The organism is Streptomyces sp. NPDC001532 (assembly GCF_040298625.1).
GTDB lineage: Bacteria > Actinomycetota > Actinomycetes > Streptomycetales > Streptomycetaceae > Streptomyces.
The window spans coordinates 32,965-46,721 of sequence record NZ_JBEPAL010000020.1 but is presented as its reverse complement, the minus strand read 5'-3'; the positions used below and the strand labels follow the sequence as shown (position 1 = coordinate 46,721).

The 13,757-nt window shown below is 70.6% G+C and carries 15 protein-coding genes; 12 read left to right on the top strand and 3 right to left on the bottom strand.

The features are described from left to right. Window positions 1-4: 4 nt before the first annotated feature. From ABT232_RS19680 to ABT232_RS19660, 5 genes are all read left to right on the top strand, one after another. On the top strand, window positions 5-832 hold the full coding sequence (locus tag ABT232_RS19680; RefSeq protein ID WP_351841533.1) for a response regulator: 828 nt from the start codon (window positions 5-7) through the stop codon (window positions 830-832). A gap of 102 nt (window positions 833-934) precedes the next feature. Next, the gene (locus ABT232_RS19675) at window positions 935-1,132 is read left to right on the top strand and encodes a Flp family type IVb pilin (protein ID WP_351841531.1); all 198 of its coding nucleotides are present in this window, start codon (window positions 935-937) and stop codon (window positions 1,130-1,132) included. Continuing rightward, on the top strand, window positions 1,132-1,722 hold the full coding sequence (locus ABT232_RS19670; protein ID WP_351841529.1) for a pilus assembly protein TadG-related protein: 591 nt from the start codon (window positions 1,132-1,134) through the stop codon (window positions 1,720-1,722). Before ABT232_RS19675 ends, ABT232_RS19670 begins: the two co-directional genes overlap by 1 nt. A gap of 33 nt (window positions 1,723-1,755) precedes the next feature. Further along, a complete protein-coding gene (locus ABT232_RS19665; protein ID WP_351841527.1) occupies window positions 1,756-2,334 on the top strand; it encodes a hypothetical protein in 579 nt (192 codons plus the stop codon). 8 nt (window positions 2,335-2,342) lie between these two features. Continuing rightward, window positions 2,343-2,963: an OmpA family protein gene (locus tag ABT232_RS19660; protein WP_351841525.1), complete on the top strand. Its 621-nt coding sequence runs from the start codon at window positions 2,343-2,345 to the stop codon at window positions 2,961-2,963. A 48-nt stretch (window positions 2,964-3,011) separates the two neighbouring features. On the opposite strand, the gene ABT232_RS19655 is transcribed toward ABT232_RS19660, so the two are convergent. Beyond that, window positions 3,012-3,401, bottom strand: coding sequence for a DUF192 domain-containing protein (locus ABT232_RS19655; protein ID WP_351841523.1), 390 nt, complete (start codon window positions 3,399-3,401; stop codon window positions 3,012-3,014). 119 nt (window positions 3,402-3,520) lie between these two features. Between ABT232_RS19655 and ABT232_RS19650 the strand changes: the two genes are divergently transcribed. The 6 genes from ABT232_RS19650 to ABT232_RS19625 all read left to right on the top strand — a co-directional run bounded on the left by ABT232_RS19650 (window position 3,521) and on the right by ABT232_RS19625 (window position 10,914). Then, a complete protein-coding gene (locus ABT232_RS19650; RefSeq protein WP_351841521.1) occupies window positions 3,521-4,399 on the top strand; it encodes an LLM class flavin-dependent oxidoreductase in 879 nt (292 codons plus the stop codon). Window positions 4,400-4,448: 49 nt separating this feature from the next. Next, entirely contained in the window at window positions 4,449-5,237 is a 789-nt protein-coding gene (locus ABT232_RS19645) for a class I SAM-dependent methyltransferase (protein WP_351841519.1), read from the top strand. Window positions 5,238-5,850: 613 nt separating this feature from the next. Continuing rightward, complete coding sequence (locus ABT232_RS19640; protein WP_351841517.1) at window positions 5,851-6,624, top strand: isoprenyl transferase; 774 nt, start codon at window positions 5,851-5,853, stop codon at window positions 6,622-6,624. Window positions 6,625-7,013: 389 nt separating this feature from the next. Beyond that, entirely contained in the window at window positions 7,014-8,339 is a 1,326-nt protein-coding gene (gene phoH2 / locus ABT232_RS19635; protein ID WP_351841515.1) for an RNA 5'-3' helicase PhoH2, read from the top strand. 432 nt (window positions 8,340-8,771) lie between these two features. Next, window positions 8,772-9,470, top strand: a complete 699-nt coding sequence (locus ABT232_RS19630) for an aggregation-promoting factor C-terminal-like domain-containing protein (protein WP_351841513.1) — start codon at window positions 8,772-8,774, stop codon at window positions 9,468-9,470. Between the two features lie 127 nt (window positions 9,471-9,597). Beyond that, on the top strand, window positions 9,598-10,914 hold the full coding sequence (locus ABT232_RS19625; protein WP_351841511.1) for an AI-2E family transporter: 1,317 nt from the start codon (window positions 9,598-9,600) through the stop codon (window positions 10,912-10,914). 66 nt (window positions 10,915-10,980) lie between these two features. Here the strand turns inward: ABT232_RS19625 and ABT232_RS19620 are convergent, their stop codons facing one another. After that, entirely contained in the window at window positions 10,981-11,514 is a 534-nt protein-coding gene (locus ABT232_RS19620) for an alkyl hydroperoxide reductase (protein ID WP_351841509.1), read from the bottom strand. 3 nt (window positions 11,515-11,517) lie between these two features. Beyond that, window positions 11,518-12,072, bottom strand: a complete 555-nt coding sequence (locus tag ABT232_RS19615; protein ID WP_351841507.1) for a peroxiredoxin — start codon at window positions 12,070-12,072, stop codon at window positions 11,518-11,520. Window positions 12,073-12,212: 140 nt separating this feature from the next. On the opposite strand from ABT232_RS19615, the gene ABT232_RS19610 reads away from it, so the two are divergent. Further along, window positions 12,213-13,178, top strand: coding sequence for a LysR substrate-binding domain-containing protein (locus ABT232_RS19610; RefSeq protein ID WP_351841505.1), 966 nt, complete (start codon window positions 12,213-12,215; stop codon window positions 13,176-13,178). The last annotated feature ends 579 nt before the right edge of the window (window positions 13,179-13,757 follow it).

Here is a 13,757-nt window from a genome sequence, read left to right as displayed (position 1 = left end):
CCGGATGCCGGACCACCACGCCCCTGTGCCCCCGCCCCACTTCGACCTGCCCGCGCCCCCGGCCGCCCTGCGCGTCGTGGTCGCCGACGACAACCCCGTCGTCCGGGCGGGCCTGACCGCGCTGCTGTCGGGACGCGCCGACATCACGGTCGTGGCGGAGGCGGCGGACGGCCGCGAGGCCTACGAGGCCGCTCTGGCCCACCACCCCGACGTCATCCTCCTGGACGTCCGCATGCCCGGCGTGGACGGCCTGTCCGCACTGCCGCACCTGGTCCCGCTGTCCCCGGTCCTGATGCTGACCTACAGCCGCGAATCGGAGATCGTCCAGGAGGCGCTGCGCAGAGGAGCGGGCGGTTACCTGGTGCACGGCGAGTTCACGGCCGACCAGCTGGTCTCGGCGGTACGGGACATCAGGGAGGGCCGCGCCCACTTCACGGCGACGGCGGCGGGGGCGTTACTGGAGCAGTTGCGCCAGGGAACGAGCAGGCTAACGGCAGCAAACGCCCCAACCCTGCCGCCTGAAGCACTAGCTGCCCCGAATTCGAGCAAACCGCTTTCGCATCTGCAACCGGCTGTGGGACAGTCTTCACCTGGGTGGCCGGCCGCTCCGGACCGGTCGCGGTACCGACTGAGCGCGAGGGAGGCGGAGATCATGGACCTCATCGCATCCGGCATGACCAACCATCAGATCGCCGCCGCCTGCTTCATCAGCGAGAAGACGGTCAAGAACCACATCAACCGCATCTTCGCCAAGCTCCACAGCACCAGCCGCGCGGAGGCCACCGCGAAGTGGCTCGGCACGTCCCCCGATGACACCCGAGGCCCCCGATGAGCCGCGAATGGGCCCGGAATTGGGCCCACGGACCCTCCACGCCGGCCCCGCCCCCGTCATACCCTCCCGACATCGACAGCGGCCCACCCGGAGGGAAACACCATGAGCAACTGGATCAACACCACGGTCGAGTACTTCCAGACCCGCGCCGCACGCAACGACAAGGGCCAGACCGCGGTGGAGTATCTGGGGATCATCGCGGTGGTGGTGGCGATCGTGCTGGCCATCACGGGGACGGACATCGGGCAGTCGATCTTCGACGCGATCACGACGAAGATCGCCGAGGTCACCGGGGGCTGATGAAGTCCCGGAGGTACGGCGACGACGCAGGGCAGGCCTTCCCCATCTACATCACGGTGGTGGCGGGCCTGCTCTTTCTCGCGTTGGCCTATCTCGCGGTCGGTCAGGCCGGGGCCACCAGGAACGAGGCGCAGACGGCGGCTGACGCGGCGGCGCTCGCGGCAGCGCTCGAGACACGGGACCAGCTGACGGAGAAGTGGCTGGAGAACGTGCTCGAGCCGGATACCTGGCAGGACATCTTCGACGGCGAGGTGCAGGTGTTCGGTGCGTGTGAGCGTGCGGGTCAGCTCGCCGCGCAGAACGACGCGCAGGTGACGTACTGCGGTTCCGGCGGCCCTCTGGACTACACGGTCGACGTCCAGACCAACGACACCGTGGGCGACAGCATCGTTCCCGGTACGGAGGACATGCACGCCCAGGAGTCCGCCACCGCAGTCATCGAGCCGCGCTGCGAGCTGCCTCCTGGGGACGTGGCCGACGAGGAACTGCCGATTCTCAGTTGTGAGGACAAGGACTGGGAGCTGTCCCCCGACGACCTCACCGACCTGCCAGGTCCGGAGGACCTCTTCGACGTTCACCTGGCCGACTGACAAGCGACGACGAGTGATGAGGGAAGCAGAGGCATGAGCATGCGGTTCACTACGAAGGCCCGCAGGGGGATGGTCGCCGTGACCGTTGCGGCCGGACTGGCCCTCGGGGTGGCCGGCTGCAGTGGTGGTGGTGACGACGAGAAGCCCGAGGCTTCCGCGTCCACCTCCAAAGACGGCGGCTCCCAGCCGAGTGCTCAGGAGGGGCAGTCGGAAGAGCCGCTGGCCGAGCTGAAGGGATCCAACGGGCTACTGCTCCAAGTCACTTCTGCCGAGCGTGATTCCGGCGGCTTCATCACCGTCAACGGAAACCTGAAGAACGACGGAGCGAAGAGCGTCGCCATCCCGGCCTCCCTGAGCGGCAACGAGACGGAGATCATCAGGAACGGCAGGTCGCTCGGCGGTGCGACCCTTGTCGACTCGCAGGGCAAGAAGCGGTACTACGTGCTGCGGGACACCGACGGCCGTCCGCTGACCACCACCGGCCTGTCGACCATCAGGTCGGGTGAAAGCGTCGCCGTCTTCATGCAGTTCCCCTCGCCGCCCACGGACACCACCGAGGTCACCTTCCAACTCCCCACCTTCGCCAGCGCCACCATCGCGATCTCCGGGTGAGGCCACAGATGACGCCGACCCCGCGCCTCACGCTCACCCTCACCACCACCCTCCTCCTCGCCACCCTGCACACCACCACCGCCCAGGCCGACGACAGCCCCAGCGTCCCGCCGGGTACGGAGGCCACCGCCGCCGCCCCGGTGGAGCTGGACGCCAACGACCCCGACCTGAAGCTGCCCGAGGGCGCCACGCTGGCGGAGGCGAAGGTGCTGGACATCAAGCAGGTCGTGGAGGACCAGAGCGGCGACGAACGCCGCGAGGACACCAACGCGGACGTGAAGTTCGCGCTCCAGGCCGAGGTGCTGTTCGGCAAGGACAGCGCCAAGCTGGGCTCGGAGGCGAAGGCCCGTATCCAGGCGATCGCGCAGGAGATCAAGACGCAGAACGCGACGAGGATCCGTGTCTTCGGCTTCACGGACAACCTCGGCTCCTCGGCCCACGGTGACGTCCTGTCGAGGCAGCGCGCGAACGCCGTCCACGACATCCTGGACGCCGAACTGAACGACCCGGGTGTCACCTTCGAGGTACGCGGCTACGGCGAGGACTACCCCATCGCCTCGAACGCGTCGGAGGAGGGCCGCAAGAAGAACCGACGGGTGGAGGTCTCCTTCCCGCGAGGGGAGAGCTGACGGCATCGCTGACACTCGCCCGTTCCGTGCGGGACGTGTCGGGGTGTGTCAATCGGCCGGAGCTTCCCCCGCCGGGTCGGTCCGCACCGACACCCGCACCCCCTTCCGCACCCCCCACCGCGCCATGACCCCCGCCTCCGCCTCCAGCACATGCCGGGCCCGCAGGCGGGGCAGGCCGAGGCGGCCCGGGGGCATGGTGCGGACCGCGAGGACGTGGAGGCGGCGGTCGAGGTATGCGACGTCGATGGGCATCCGCATCCGGAAGGTGTGGATGCTGCCCGCCGGGGACAGCAGCATCGCCCCCTCCAGCGAGTCGCGGCCCAGCAGGCCTCGGGTCCGGGCCCGGTAGGACGTGGCCAGTTCCAGCGGTACGACCACCTCGCCGCTCGGCGCGTGCACGACCAGCTGTCCTCGTCCGTCACTCCAACGCCGCCCCATGAGGCCCACCCTCCCACCCCGCTGTCGTCGATGGGCGCGATTCCCGTTCCGGAGGTCCGTTCCCGCCGGCGGAATCAAAGAAGTTGTGGGGGCGCGCCGCGCGCGGTTAGGAAGATCTCATGACGACTGCACTCGGCGCCGTGTTCCGTCCCCAACTCCCGCCCGAGCGGCTGCGGGCCCTCGCCCGTCTCGCCGACGAGAGCGGTCTGGAGGAGCTGTGGCTGTGGGAGGACTGTTTCCTGGAGGGCGGGATCTCCACGGCGGCCGCCGCGCTCGCCTGGACGGAACGGCTGCGGGTCGGAGTGGGTCTGCTGCCCGTGCCGCTGCGCAATGTCGCCGTCACCGCCATGGAGACGGCGACCCTGCACCGTATGTTCCCGGGCCGCGCGATCGTCGGCGTCGGGCACGGTGTGCAGGACTGGATGGGCCAGGTCGGGGCGCGGGCCGAGTCGCCGGTGACGTTGCTGCGGGAGTATCTGCTCGCCCTGCGGGCGCTGCTGCGCGGGGAGCGCGTCAGCACCGAGGGGCGGTACGTGAAGCTGGACGGTGTCGCTCTCGACTGGCCGCCGCAGGACCCGGTGGAGGTGCTGGCCGGCGTCACCGGGCCGCGCTCCCTGCGACTGTCGGGTGAGGCCGCCGACGGCACCATCCTGACCATCGCCACGTCAGCGGACGGCGTACGGCGGGCCCGGGAGCTGATCGACGAGGGGCGCGAGTCCGCGAAGCGCGGCGGCGACCCGCACCGTGTCGTCGTCTACCTGCTCACCACCACCGGCCCGGACGCCGAGGCCCGGCTGCGCGCCGAGCTGAGAGCCGAGGGTCTGGCGGAGGTGCCCGGCCTCGGAGTCGCCGGTGACGCGGCGGCCGTCGCCGAGGCGGTACGGCGGCTCGCCGACGCGGGCGCCGACACGGTCGTACTCCAGCCGACGGCGGACGAGCCCGACCCGGAGGGTTTCGTGCGGTTCGCGGCGGAGCGGGTACGGCCCCTGCTGCCGTGAGACGAGTGGAAAGGACGAGAGACGAGAGGCGAGAGGCGGCCACCACCCCATGCACCATCCTGAGCAGCCACCCACGTTCGAGGAGCTCGTCGCCGAAGGCGCCGCCGTCCCCACCGAGGGCTGGGACTTCTCCTGGTTCGAGGGCCGGGCGACCGAGGCGCGGCCCTCATGGCGGTACGCCGAGTCGCTGGCCGGGCGGCTCGCCGCCGCGAGCGCCGTACTGGACGTCCAGACCGGGGGAGGCGAGGTGCTGGACTTCGCGCTGGGCCGGGCCGCCGCGGCTCCCGTGCTGACCGTGGCCACGGAGGGCTGGCCGCCCAACGTCGCCAAGGCCACCGCGCTGCTGCGTCCGCGCGGTGTGCCGGTGGTCGCCGCGCCGGAGGACGCGCCGCTGCCGTTCGCCGACGGCGCCTTCGACCTCGTCGTCAGCCGTCACCCCGTACGGCCGCACTGGGCGGAGATCGTCCGGGTGCTCCGGCCGGGCGGCGCGTACTTCGCCCAGCACGTCGGTCCGAGCAGTGTCTTCGAGCTGGTCGAGTACTTCCTCGGCCCGCAGCCGGACGAGGTGCGTGGCGGCCGTCATCCGGACCGGGAGCGCGCCGACGCGGAGGCGGCCGGCCTGGAGGTGACCGGGCTGCGGGCGGAGCGGCTGCGGATGGAGTTCCACGACATCGCGGCCGTCGTCCACTTCCTGCGCAAGGTGGTGTGGATGGTGCCGGGCTTCACCGTCGAGGCGTACGAGCCACAGCTGCGGGCCCTGCACGAACGGATCCGGAGCGAGGGCCCGTTCGTCGCCCACAGCACCCGCCACCTGTTCGACGCGCGGAAGCGGCCCTGAGTCTGCACCCACTCCAGCCCCTTCATTCACAGTGTTCTCACATCGTTACCGTAATTCACCCGTTTCACCTACGTCCCTGGCGTAAGTTCGGACCAAGGTAATTCGCGTCAGCAAAGCTGCGCGGGCGGTACCGCGCAGTGGAGGGGGCTGCGCGGTGCCCGGCCTTCTTCGAGATCCGTGCGGTCATATCGGCGTCAAGCGGGTGCCGGTGCGCCGGGGTCGCCCGCAAGAGGGACACCGCCGAGCGCCGGCGAAGGACTGTGGACCGGCCATGAACCCCCTGTGAACCCCGCTTTTCCCGGGCTTTCCGCACCGAGCGCGGCGTCGCCGTCCGACTTCGGAGAGTAGTTGTGGTGCGCCGATGTGCGCAGTGGCCCTCACGAAGGGTTATGGTGGAAACCCCCCCTCGGGCCGGTCCGTCTCCCCCCCACGGACCGGCCCGTTTTTCTTGCCCCCGCAGGGCCTGGAACCCGGCCCCGCCCGCACGGGGGTAGGCTTCGCCCCCGGGGACCGCCATACGGACAGGGAGCACCCGAACCCGCCCACGGCCGAGCCGCCGAAGGCGCGCCGTGCCCGTCCCTGTCCGATCCGCACCGGAGGGGCTGACATTCACGTGAACCTGCGCGACAAGCTGCGCGGCCTGCTGGTCAGGCTCTACGCACGCCGGGTGGAAGGCCACCTGGACCACGCCCAGGTGCCCAAGCACATCGGCGTCATCGTGGACGGCAACCGGCGCTGGGCGAAGGCCGCGGGTTCCACCACCGCCCAGGGACACCGGGCCGGGGCCGACAAGATCGAGGAATTCCTCGGCTGGTGCACCGAGACGGACGTCGAGGTCGTCACCCTGTGGCTGTTCTCCACCGACAACTTCGGCCGGCCGCAGGAGGAGCTCGCCCCGCTCTTCGAGATCATCGAGGACACCGTCCGCTCCCTCGCCGCCGACGGCCGCTGGCGCGTGCACCACGTGGGCGCGCTCGACCTGCTCCCGCAGGGCATGCAGCGCACCATCAAGGAGGCCGAGGAGTCGACCGCGGACGTCGCCGGGATACTCGTCAACGTCGCCATCGGCTACGGCGGCCGGCAGGAGATCGCCGACGCGGTCCGCTCGATGCTCCTCGACGCCGCCGACAAGGGCACCTCGATCGAGGACCTGGCCGAGGCCGTCGACGTCGACCTGATCGGCCGGCACCTCTACACCGGCGACCAGCCCGACCCGGACCTGGTGATCCGCACCAGCGGCGAACAGCGGCTGTCCGGATTCATGCTGTGGCAGACGGCCCACGCCGAGTACTACTTCTGTGAGGTCTTCTGGCCGGCCTTCCGCAAGGTCGACTTCCTGCGGGCCCTGCGCGACTACGCGGCCCGCCACCGGCGTTACGGCGGCTGACGCACACATTCCCCCGAGGGGACGACCCGCGGGGCGACAAGTGCCCCGTTCGACGGGGATGAAACGGCGCAAGACGGCGCATGTCATGAGGAGTTCACCGGCGCGCCGTCATATGCCGTGGCATGGCGGTGCTTGTTCGAGGGCATAGACCAGACAGGTCGACACCCGAACCACGGGTGTCGGATCTCAGCGGGCGGCGCGGGAGCCGTCCGCCCGGGAGGCCCTTTGCACCAGCCCGATCGTGCGCTCGCGGCACGGACGAAGCAGCCGAGGGCCGGTCACCGGCCCCCAGTGCATCGGGGCCGCCGACCGGTCCGGGTCTTCCCGACCTCCCGGCCCTGCTTCCACTCCGTCGCTCCCCGACCTCATCCGAGGGGGTACGTCCTTCCGTGGTGACCAGCGCACAGCGCCGAAAGCCAGACCGGCGCACCTATGTTCTCGACACCAGCGTCCTGCTGGCCGACCCGAACGCTCTCACCCGCTTCGACGAGCACGAGGTCGTGCTCCCCGTCGTCGTGGTGACCGAGCTGGAGGCCAAGCGGCACCATCCCGAACTCGGCTACTTCGCCCGGCAGGCCCTGCGTCTGCTCGACGACTACCGGGTGCGGTACGGCCGTCTGGATGCCCCCATCCCCACCGGGACCCTCGGCGGGACACTCCGTGTCGAGCTCAACCACTCGGACCCCAGCGTGCTGCCCACCGGCTACCGCTTGGGGGACAACGACTCCCGTATCCTCGCGGTCGCCCGCAACCTGCAGGCCGAGGGGTTCGACGTCACCGTCGTGTCGAAGGACCTGCCGCTCAGGATCAAGGCCTCCTCCGTCGGACTCCTCGCCGAGGAGTACCGCGCGGAGCTCGCCATCACGGACTCCTCCGGCTGGACCGGGATGTCCGAACTGACCCTGCCCGCGGAGCAGGTGGACATCCTCTTCGAGGAGGGCCACGTCCATGTGCCCGAGGCCGCGGACCTGCCCGTCCACACCGGTCTGACCATCCACTCCGACCGCGGCCGGGCGCTCGGCCGGGTGACGCCGGACGGCGGCGTCCGGCTGGTGCGCGGCGACCGGGAGGCGTTCGGCATCAAGGGCCGCAGCGCCGAGCAGCGGATCGCGCTCGATCTGCTCCTCGACCCGGACGTCGGAATCGTCTCCATGGGCGGCCGGGCCGGCACCGGCAAGTCGGCGCTGGCGCTGTGCGCGGGCCTGGAGGCGGTGCTGGAGCGCCGTCAGCACCAGAAGGTGATGGTCTTCCGTCCGCTGTACGCGGTGGGCGGGCAGGAGCTCGGCTATCTGCCCGGCTCCGAGGCCGAGAAGATGAGCCCCTGGGCGCAGGCCGTCTTCGACACCCTCTCCGCGGTCACCAGCCGCGAGGTCATCGAGGAGGTCACCGCGCGCGGCATGCTGGAGGTGCTGCCGCTCACCCACATCCGCGGACGTTCGCTGCATGACGCGTTCGTGATCGTGGACGAGGCGCAGTCCCTGGAACGGAACGTCCTGCTGACCGTTCTGTCCCGGATCGGCGCGAATTCCCGGGTGGTTCTGACCCACGACGTCGCGCAAAGGGACAATCTGCGGGTCGGGCGCTACGACGGTGTCGTCGCCGTCGTGGAGAAGCTGAAGGGGCACCCGCTCTTCGCGCATGTCACCCTCACTCGCTCCGAGAGGTCCCAGATTGCGGCACTTGTGACCGAGATGCTGGAGGACGTGCAGGTATGACCCACTTCTGACCCAGTCGCCCCATCTCGGGGTGGTTACGCGGCAGTTGGCGCCGTCCGCAAAGGCGAAGAGCCTAGCCGGGCGGCGCCTTCACATGTGCGGGAACCATGAAATCCCCAGGGGCAAACGGGATGTGAGCTTTCACACGCAACTCGGAATTGCCTAGCGGCGTCGCCGTGCGGCAGAGTCTCCTTCCTGTCAGGCCCCGCATACGGCACACCTGTACCCCCAGCGGTACGGCACCACTTCAGCAACACCGCTAACTCCATAGCAACCGCCGTATGCCGCCCGCGAAACACGCGGCGCTCCCCACCGGGGGGTTGCCCACCGGGCCCGCGCCTTCCGTGACCCCGCAGTTGGGGAGGCCAGTGCCAGGGGCACGATCGCGTCCGCCAGGGTCACCGAAGCGGGCGATGCTGGAAGGAAAACCGTGTGAGCCGGATTTCGGTCCGGGGATTCGCAGTGGCCTCGGCCACCGCGGTCACCGCTGTCGGAAGCGTCGTCGGCGTTGCCTCGGGCAGCACCGCGCAGAACAACGACGCCGAGGCGGCGGCAGCCGACCTGACGTTCCTCGCGGACATCCCCGCGGGCCAGCAGGCCCAGGTGCAGACCGCGTCCCTGACGCAGCAGGCCAACGTGCAGGCCATCGCCGCGGACGCGACCGCGAAGAAGGACGCCGAGGAAGCGGCCCGCAAGCAGGCCGCCGAGACCGCGATCGCGAAGAAGGAGCAGGCCGAGCAGGCCGCTCAGGAGGCCAAGGAGCGCAAGGAGGCCGAGGAGAAGGCCAGCCGCGACGCCGCCCGGGCCGACGCCACCACCTTCGCCGTCCAGAGCTCGTACTCCATCGCGCAGATCCAGTCGATGGCCGCGCAGATGGTGCCGGGCGACCAGTTCCAGTGCTTCAGCAACATCGTGGACCACGAGTCCGACTGGAACTACCGGGCGGTCAACCCCTCTTCCGGTGCCTACGGTCTCTTCCAGGCGCTGCCGGGCTCCAAGATGGTGTCCGCCGGCGCCGACTGGCAGACCAACCCCGCCACCCAGATCAAGTGGGGCCTCAACTACATGAACGAGCGCTACGGCAGCCCTTGCGGCGCCTGGTCGTTCTGGCAGGCCAACCACTGGTACTAGGCCTGGCCGTCGCTCAACCCCGCAAGGCCCCTCGCCGTCCTACGGTGAGGGGCTTTCGCCATGTACGGTCTGTCGGGACGACTCCAGGGGGGAGTGGTGGGGACCGACGGGGGGAGAGGGACGGAAGATGTCGCGAGTGCCAGGCTGGATCGGCCGGTTGGGAGCCGGGCTGAACCGCATGGGCAGGCAGTGGGAGGAGCGCCGCGCGGAGGCGGAGAAGGAGCAGGAGGCCGAGGCCGAACCGCCCCGCCCGCCCGTCCAGGCGCCACCGCCGGCCGGGTACGTCCCGGTGGCCGGCGCCACCCGCCCCGACCCGGCGCAGGCGGTGCCGTGGGGTGTCCGGGTCGCCGCCGAGGCCGGCTGGCGGCTGCTGGTGCTGGCCGGCACGGTCTGGGTGCTGATGCGGGTCATCAGCGCCGTCCAGCTGGTGGTGCTGGCGTTCGTCGCCGCGCTGCTGATCACCGCGATCCTCCAGCCGACCGTGGCACGGCTCCAGCGGCGCGGGGTGCCGCGCGGGCTGGCCACCGCGCTCACCGCGATCCTCGGGTTCGTGGTGATGGGCCTGATCGGCTGGTTCGTGACCTGGCAGGTCATGGAGAACATCGACAACCTCTCCGACCAGGTCCAGGACGGCATCGACGAACTGCGCCGCTGGCTGCTGGACAGCCCGTTCCACGTCACCGACAAGCAGATCAACGACATCGCCGAGAACCTGCGTGAGGCGATCGGCGCCAACACCGACCAGATCACCTCCGCCGGTCTGGAGGGTGTGACGGTCGTCGTCGAGACACTGACCGGCATCCTGCTCGCCGTCTTCTCGACGCTCTTCCTGCTCTACGACGGCCGGCGCATCTGGGAGTGGACGCTGAAGCTGGTGCCGGCGGCGGCCCGGCCGGGCGTGGCGGGCGCGGGGCCGCGGGCCTGGCGCACCCTGACCGCGTATGTGCGCGGCACGGTCATAGTGGCGCTGATCGACGCGATCTTCATCGGCCTGGGCATCTACTTCCTCGATGTGCCGATGGCCGTGCCGCTCGCCGTCTTCATCTTCCTGTTCGCCTTCATCCCGCTGGTCGGCGCGGTGGTCTCCGGGGCGCTGGCGGTCGTCGTGGCACTGGTCACGCAGGGCGTGTTCACCGCCGTGATGACCCTGGTCGTGGTGCTCGCGGTGCAGCAGATCGAGGGGCACATCCTCCAGCCGTTCATCCTCGGCCGGGCGGTGCGGGTGCATCCGCTCGCCGTGGTGCTGTCCGTCGCGGCCGGCGGCATGGTGGCCGGGATCGGCGGCGCGGTGGTCGCCGTACCCCTGGTGGCGGTGACGAACACGGTGGTGGGTTATCTGCGGGCGTACTCGCAGGAGGCCGCGCTGCGGCACTCGCCCGCGCCGCACGGTGCCACGTCGACGGACTCGGCACCGGCGATCCCGCCGGACGACGGCCCCTCCTGACCGCACGCGAAAGGCCCCGTCCACCATCAGGTGGACGGGGCCTTTCACATGCGGTGGGCCCGAGGACTACTCGGCGAGGACCGCCTCGGCGTCCAGGGTGACGCCGACGGCCTGCACCACGGAAGCGATCTTGAACGCCTCCTGGACGACCTCGCGGTCGATGCCGGCCTTGCGCAGCACCTGCTCGTGCGAGTCCAGGCACATGCCGCAGCCGTTGATGGCGGACACGGCGAAGGACCACAGCTCGAAGTCGACCTTGTCGACACCGGGGTTGCCGATGACGTTCATCCGCAGGCCGGCGCGCAGGTTGCCGTACTCGTGGTCCGACAGCAGGTGGCGGGTGCGGTAGAAGACGTTGTTCATCGCCATGACGGCGGCCGCGGACTTGGCGGCCGTGTACGCCTCCGGCGACAGGTTCGCCTTCGCCTCCGGCTCCAGCTCACGCAGCACGATCGGGGAGCGCGAGGCGATGGCGGTCGCCAGCACGGTGCCCCAGAGCTGCTGGGCGGGGAGGTCGGAGTTGCCGATGACCGAGCCCAGGTTGAGCTTCAGGTCCTTGGCGTAGTCCGGTATGCGGGACTTCAGGGTGTCGAGCGACATGGGTCACTCACCCGCCAGCAGCTTGACCGGGTCCAGGGTCTCGTCGCCCTTGCTCCAGTTGCAGGGGCACAGCTCGTCCGTCTGCAGGGCGTCGAGGACCCGCAGGACCTCCTTGGGGTTACGGCCGACGGAGCCGGCGGTCACCATGGTGAACTGGATCTCGTTGTTCTGGTCCACGATGAAGACCGCGCGCTTGGCGAAGCCGTCCTCGTCCTCGATGCCGAGGTCGCGCATCAGCTCGTGCTTGGAGTCCGCCATCATCGGGAACGGCAGGTCACGCAGGTCGGCGTGGTCCTTGCGCCAGGCGTGGTGGACGAACTCGGAGTCGCCGGAGAAGCCGAGCACCTGGGCGTCGCGGTCGGCGAACTCGTCGTTCAGCTTGCCGAAGGCGGCGATCTCCGTCGGGCACACGAAGGTGAAGTCCTTGGGCCAAGCGAAGATCACCTTCCACTTGCCCTCGTAGGTCTTGTGGTTGATCTTCTCGAACTCCTTGCCCTGCTCCAGCGAGACGCAGGCGGTCAGTTCGAACTCGGGGAACTTGTCACCGACAGTGAGCACTAGCTCTCCTTGCAGCGCAGCGAAGAAACACCCGCTTTTGGCAGGTGTTTCCCTTGGGTTGGACGAGGCCGATCGTGGCACAGCGCGCATTGATTAGTGAAATAGCTACACTCGGTCGTGTTGATCGGAGGTAGTTATTAGTGACTGTCAGTAGCACGAGTCATGCCGGCAAGCGCCGCCAGCCCAGCCTCGCCCAGCTCCGGGCCTTCGCCGCCGTCGCCGAGCATCTGCACTTCCGCGACGCCGCCGCGGCGATAGGCATGAGCCAGCCCGCCCTCTCCGGCGCCGTCTCCGCGCTGGAGGAGGTCCTCGGGGTGACCCTCCTCGAGCGTACGACCCGCAAGGTGCTGCTCTCGCCCGCCGGTGAGCGTCTCGCCGTCCGCGCGAAGGCGGTGCTGGCGGAGGTCGGCGCGCTGCTGGAGGAGGCCGAGGCGGTGCGGGCGCCGTTCACCGGAGCGCTGCGGCTCGGGGTGATCCCGACCGTCGCGCCCTATCTGCTGCCCACCGTCCTGCGGCTGGTCCACGAGCGCTACCCCGACCTCGACCTCCAGGTGCACGAGGAGCAGACCGCCAACCTCCTCGACGGCCTCACCTCGGGCCGCCTCGACCTGCTGCTGCTCGCCGTGCCCCTCGGCGTCCAGGGCGTCACCGAACTCCCGCTCTTCGACGAGGACTTCGTGCTCGTCACGCCCCTCGACCACTGGCTCGGCGGACGCGAGGGCATACCGCGCGAGGCGTTGAAGGAGCTGAACCTGCTGCTCCTCGACGAGGGCCACTGTCTGCGGGACCAGGCCCTCGACATCTGCCGGGAGGCAGGCCGCGAGGACGCGCCCGTCACCACCACGGCCGCGGGCCTGTCCACCCTGGTCCAGCTGGTCGCCGGCGGCCTCGGCTGCACCCTGCTGCCGCGCACCGCGCTCAAGGTCGAGACCAGCCGCAGCAACCAGCTCCTCACCGGCGGCTTCGCCGACCCCGCCCCCACCCGCCGTGTCGCCCTCGCCATGCGCACCGGCGCGGCCCGCGCCGCGGAGTACGCCGAGCTGGCGACCGCCCTGCGCGAGGCGCTGCGCCCGCTGCCGGTGCGGGTGCTGGGGGCGGGGGACTGAGGCCCCGCCCGGTCTGTGGCGCACGGCCCGGTCTGTGGCGCACGGCCCGGTCCGGGGCGCACGGCCCGGACCAAGGCCCACGGCCCGGATTGAGGCGCACGGCCCGGTCTGAGGCCCCACGGCCCGGATCGAGGCCGCCGCCCGAACCGAGGCCTATGGCCCGGTCTGGGGCCCTCGCCCGTATCGAGGCGCGCGGCCCGAACGGAGGCCCCACGGCCAGGTCCAGGGCGCACGGCCCGGACTAAGGCCCCCGCCCGGACCAAGGCCCACGGCCCGGACCGAGGCCCACGGCCGGTCGGGGGCGCACGGCTCGGTCTGAGGCCCCTGCCCGAACCGAGGCCCCACAGCCCGGTTCGGGGCGCACGGCCCGGACTGAAGCCCTCGCCCGGACCAAGGCCCACGGCCCGGACCGAGGCCCCACGGCCTGTCGGGGCGCACGGCCCGGTCTGAGGCCCCTGCCCGAACCGACGCCACGGCCGGTCGAAGGCGCGCGGCCCGAACCGAGGCCCACGCCCGAACCGAGGCCACGGCCGGTCGAAGGCGCGCGGCCCGAACCGAGGCCCACGCCCGAACCGACGC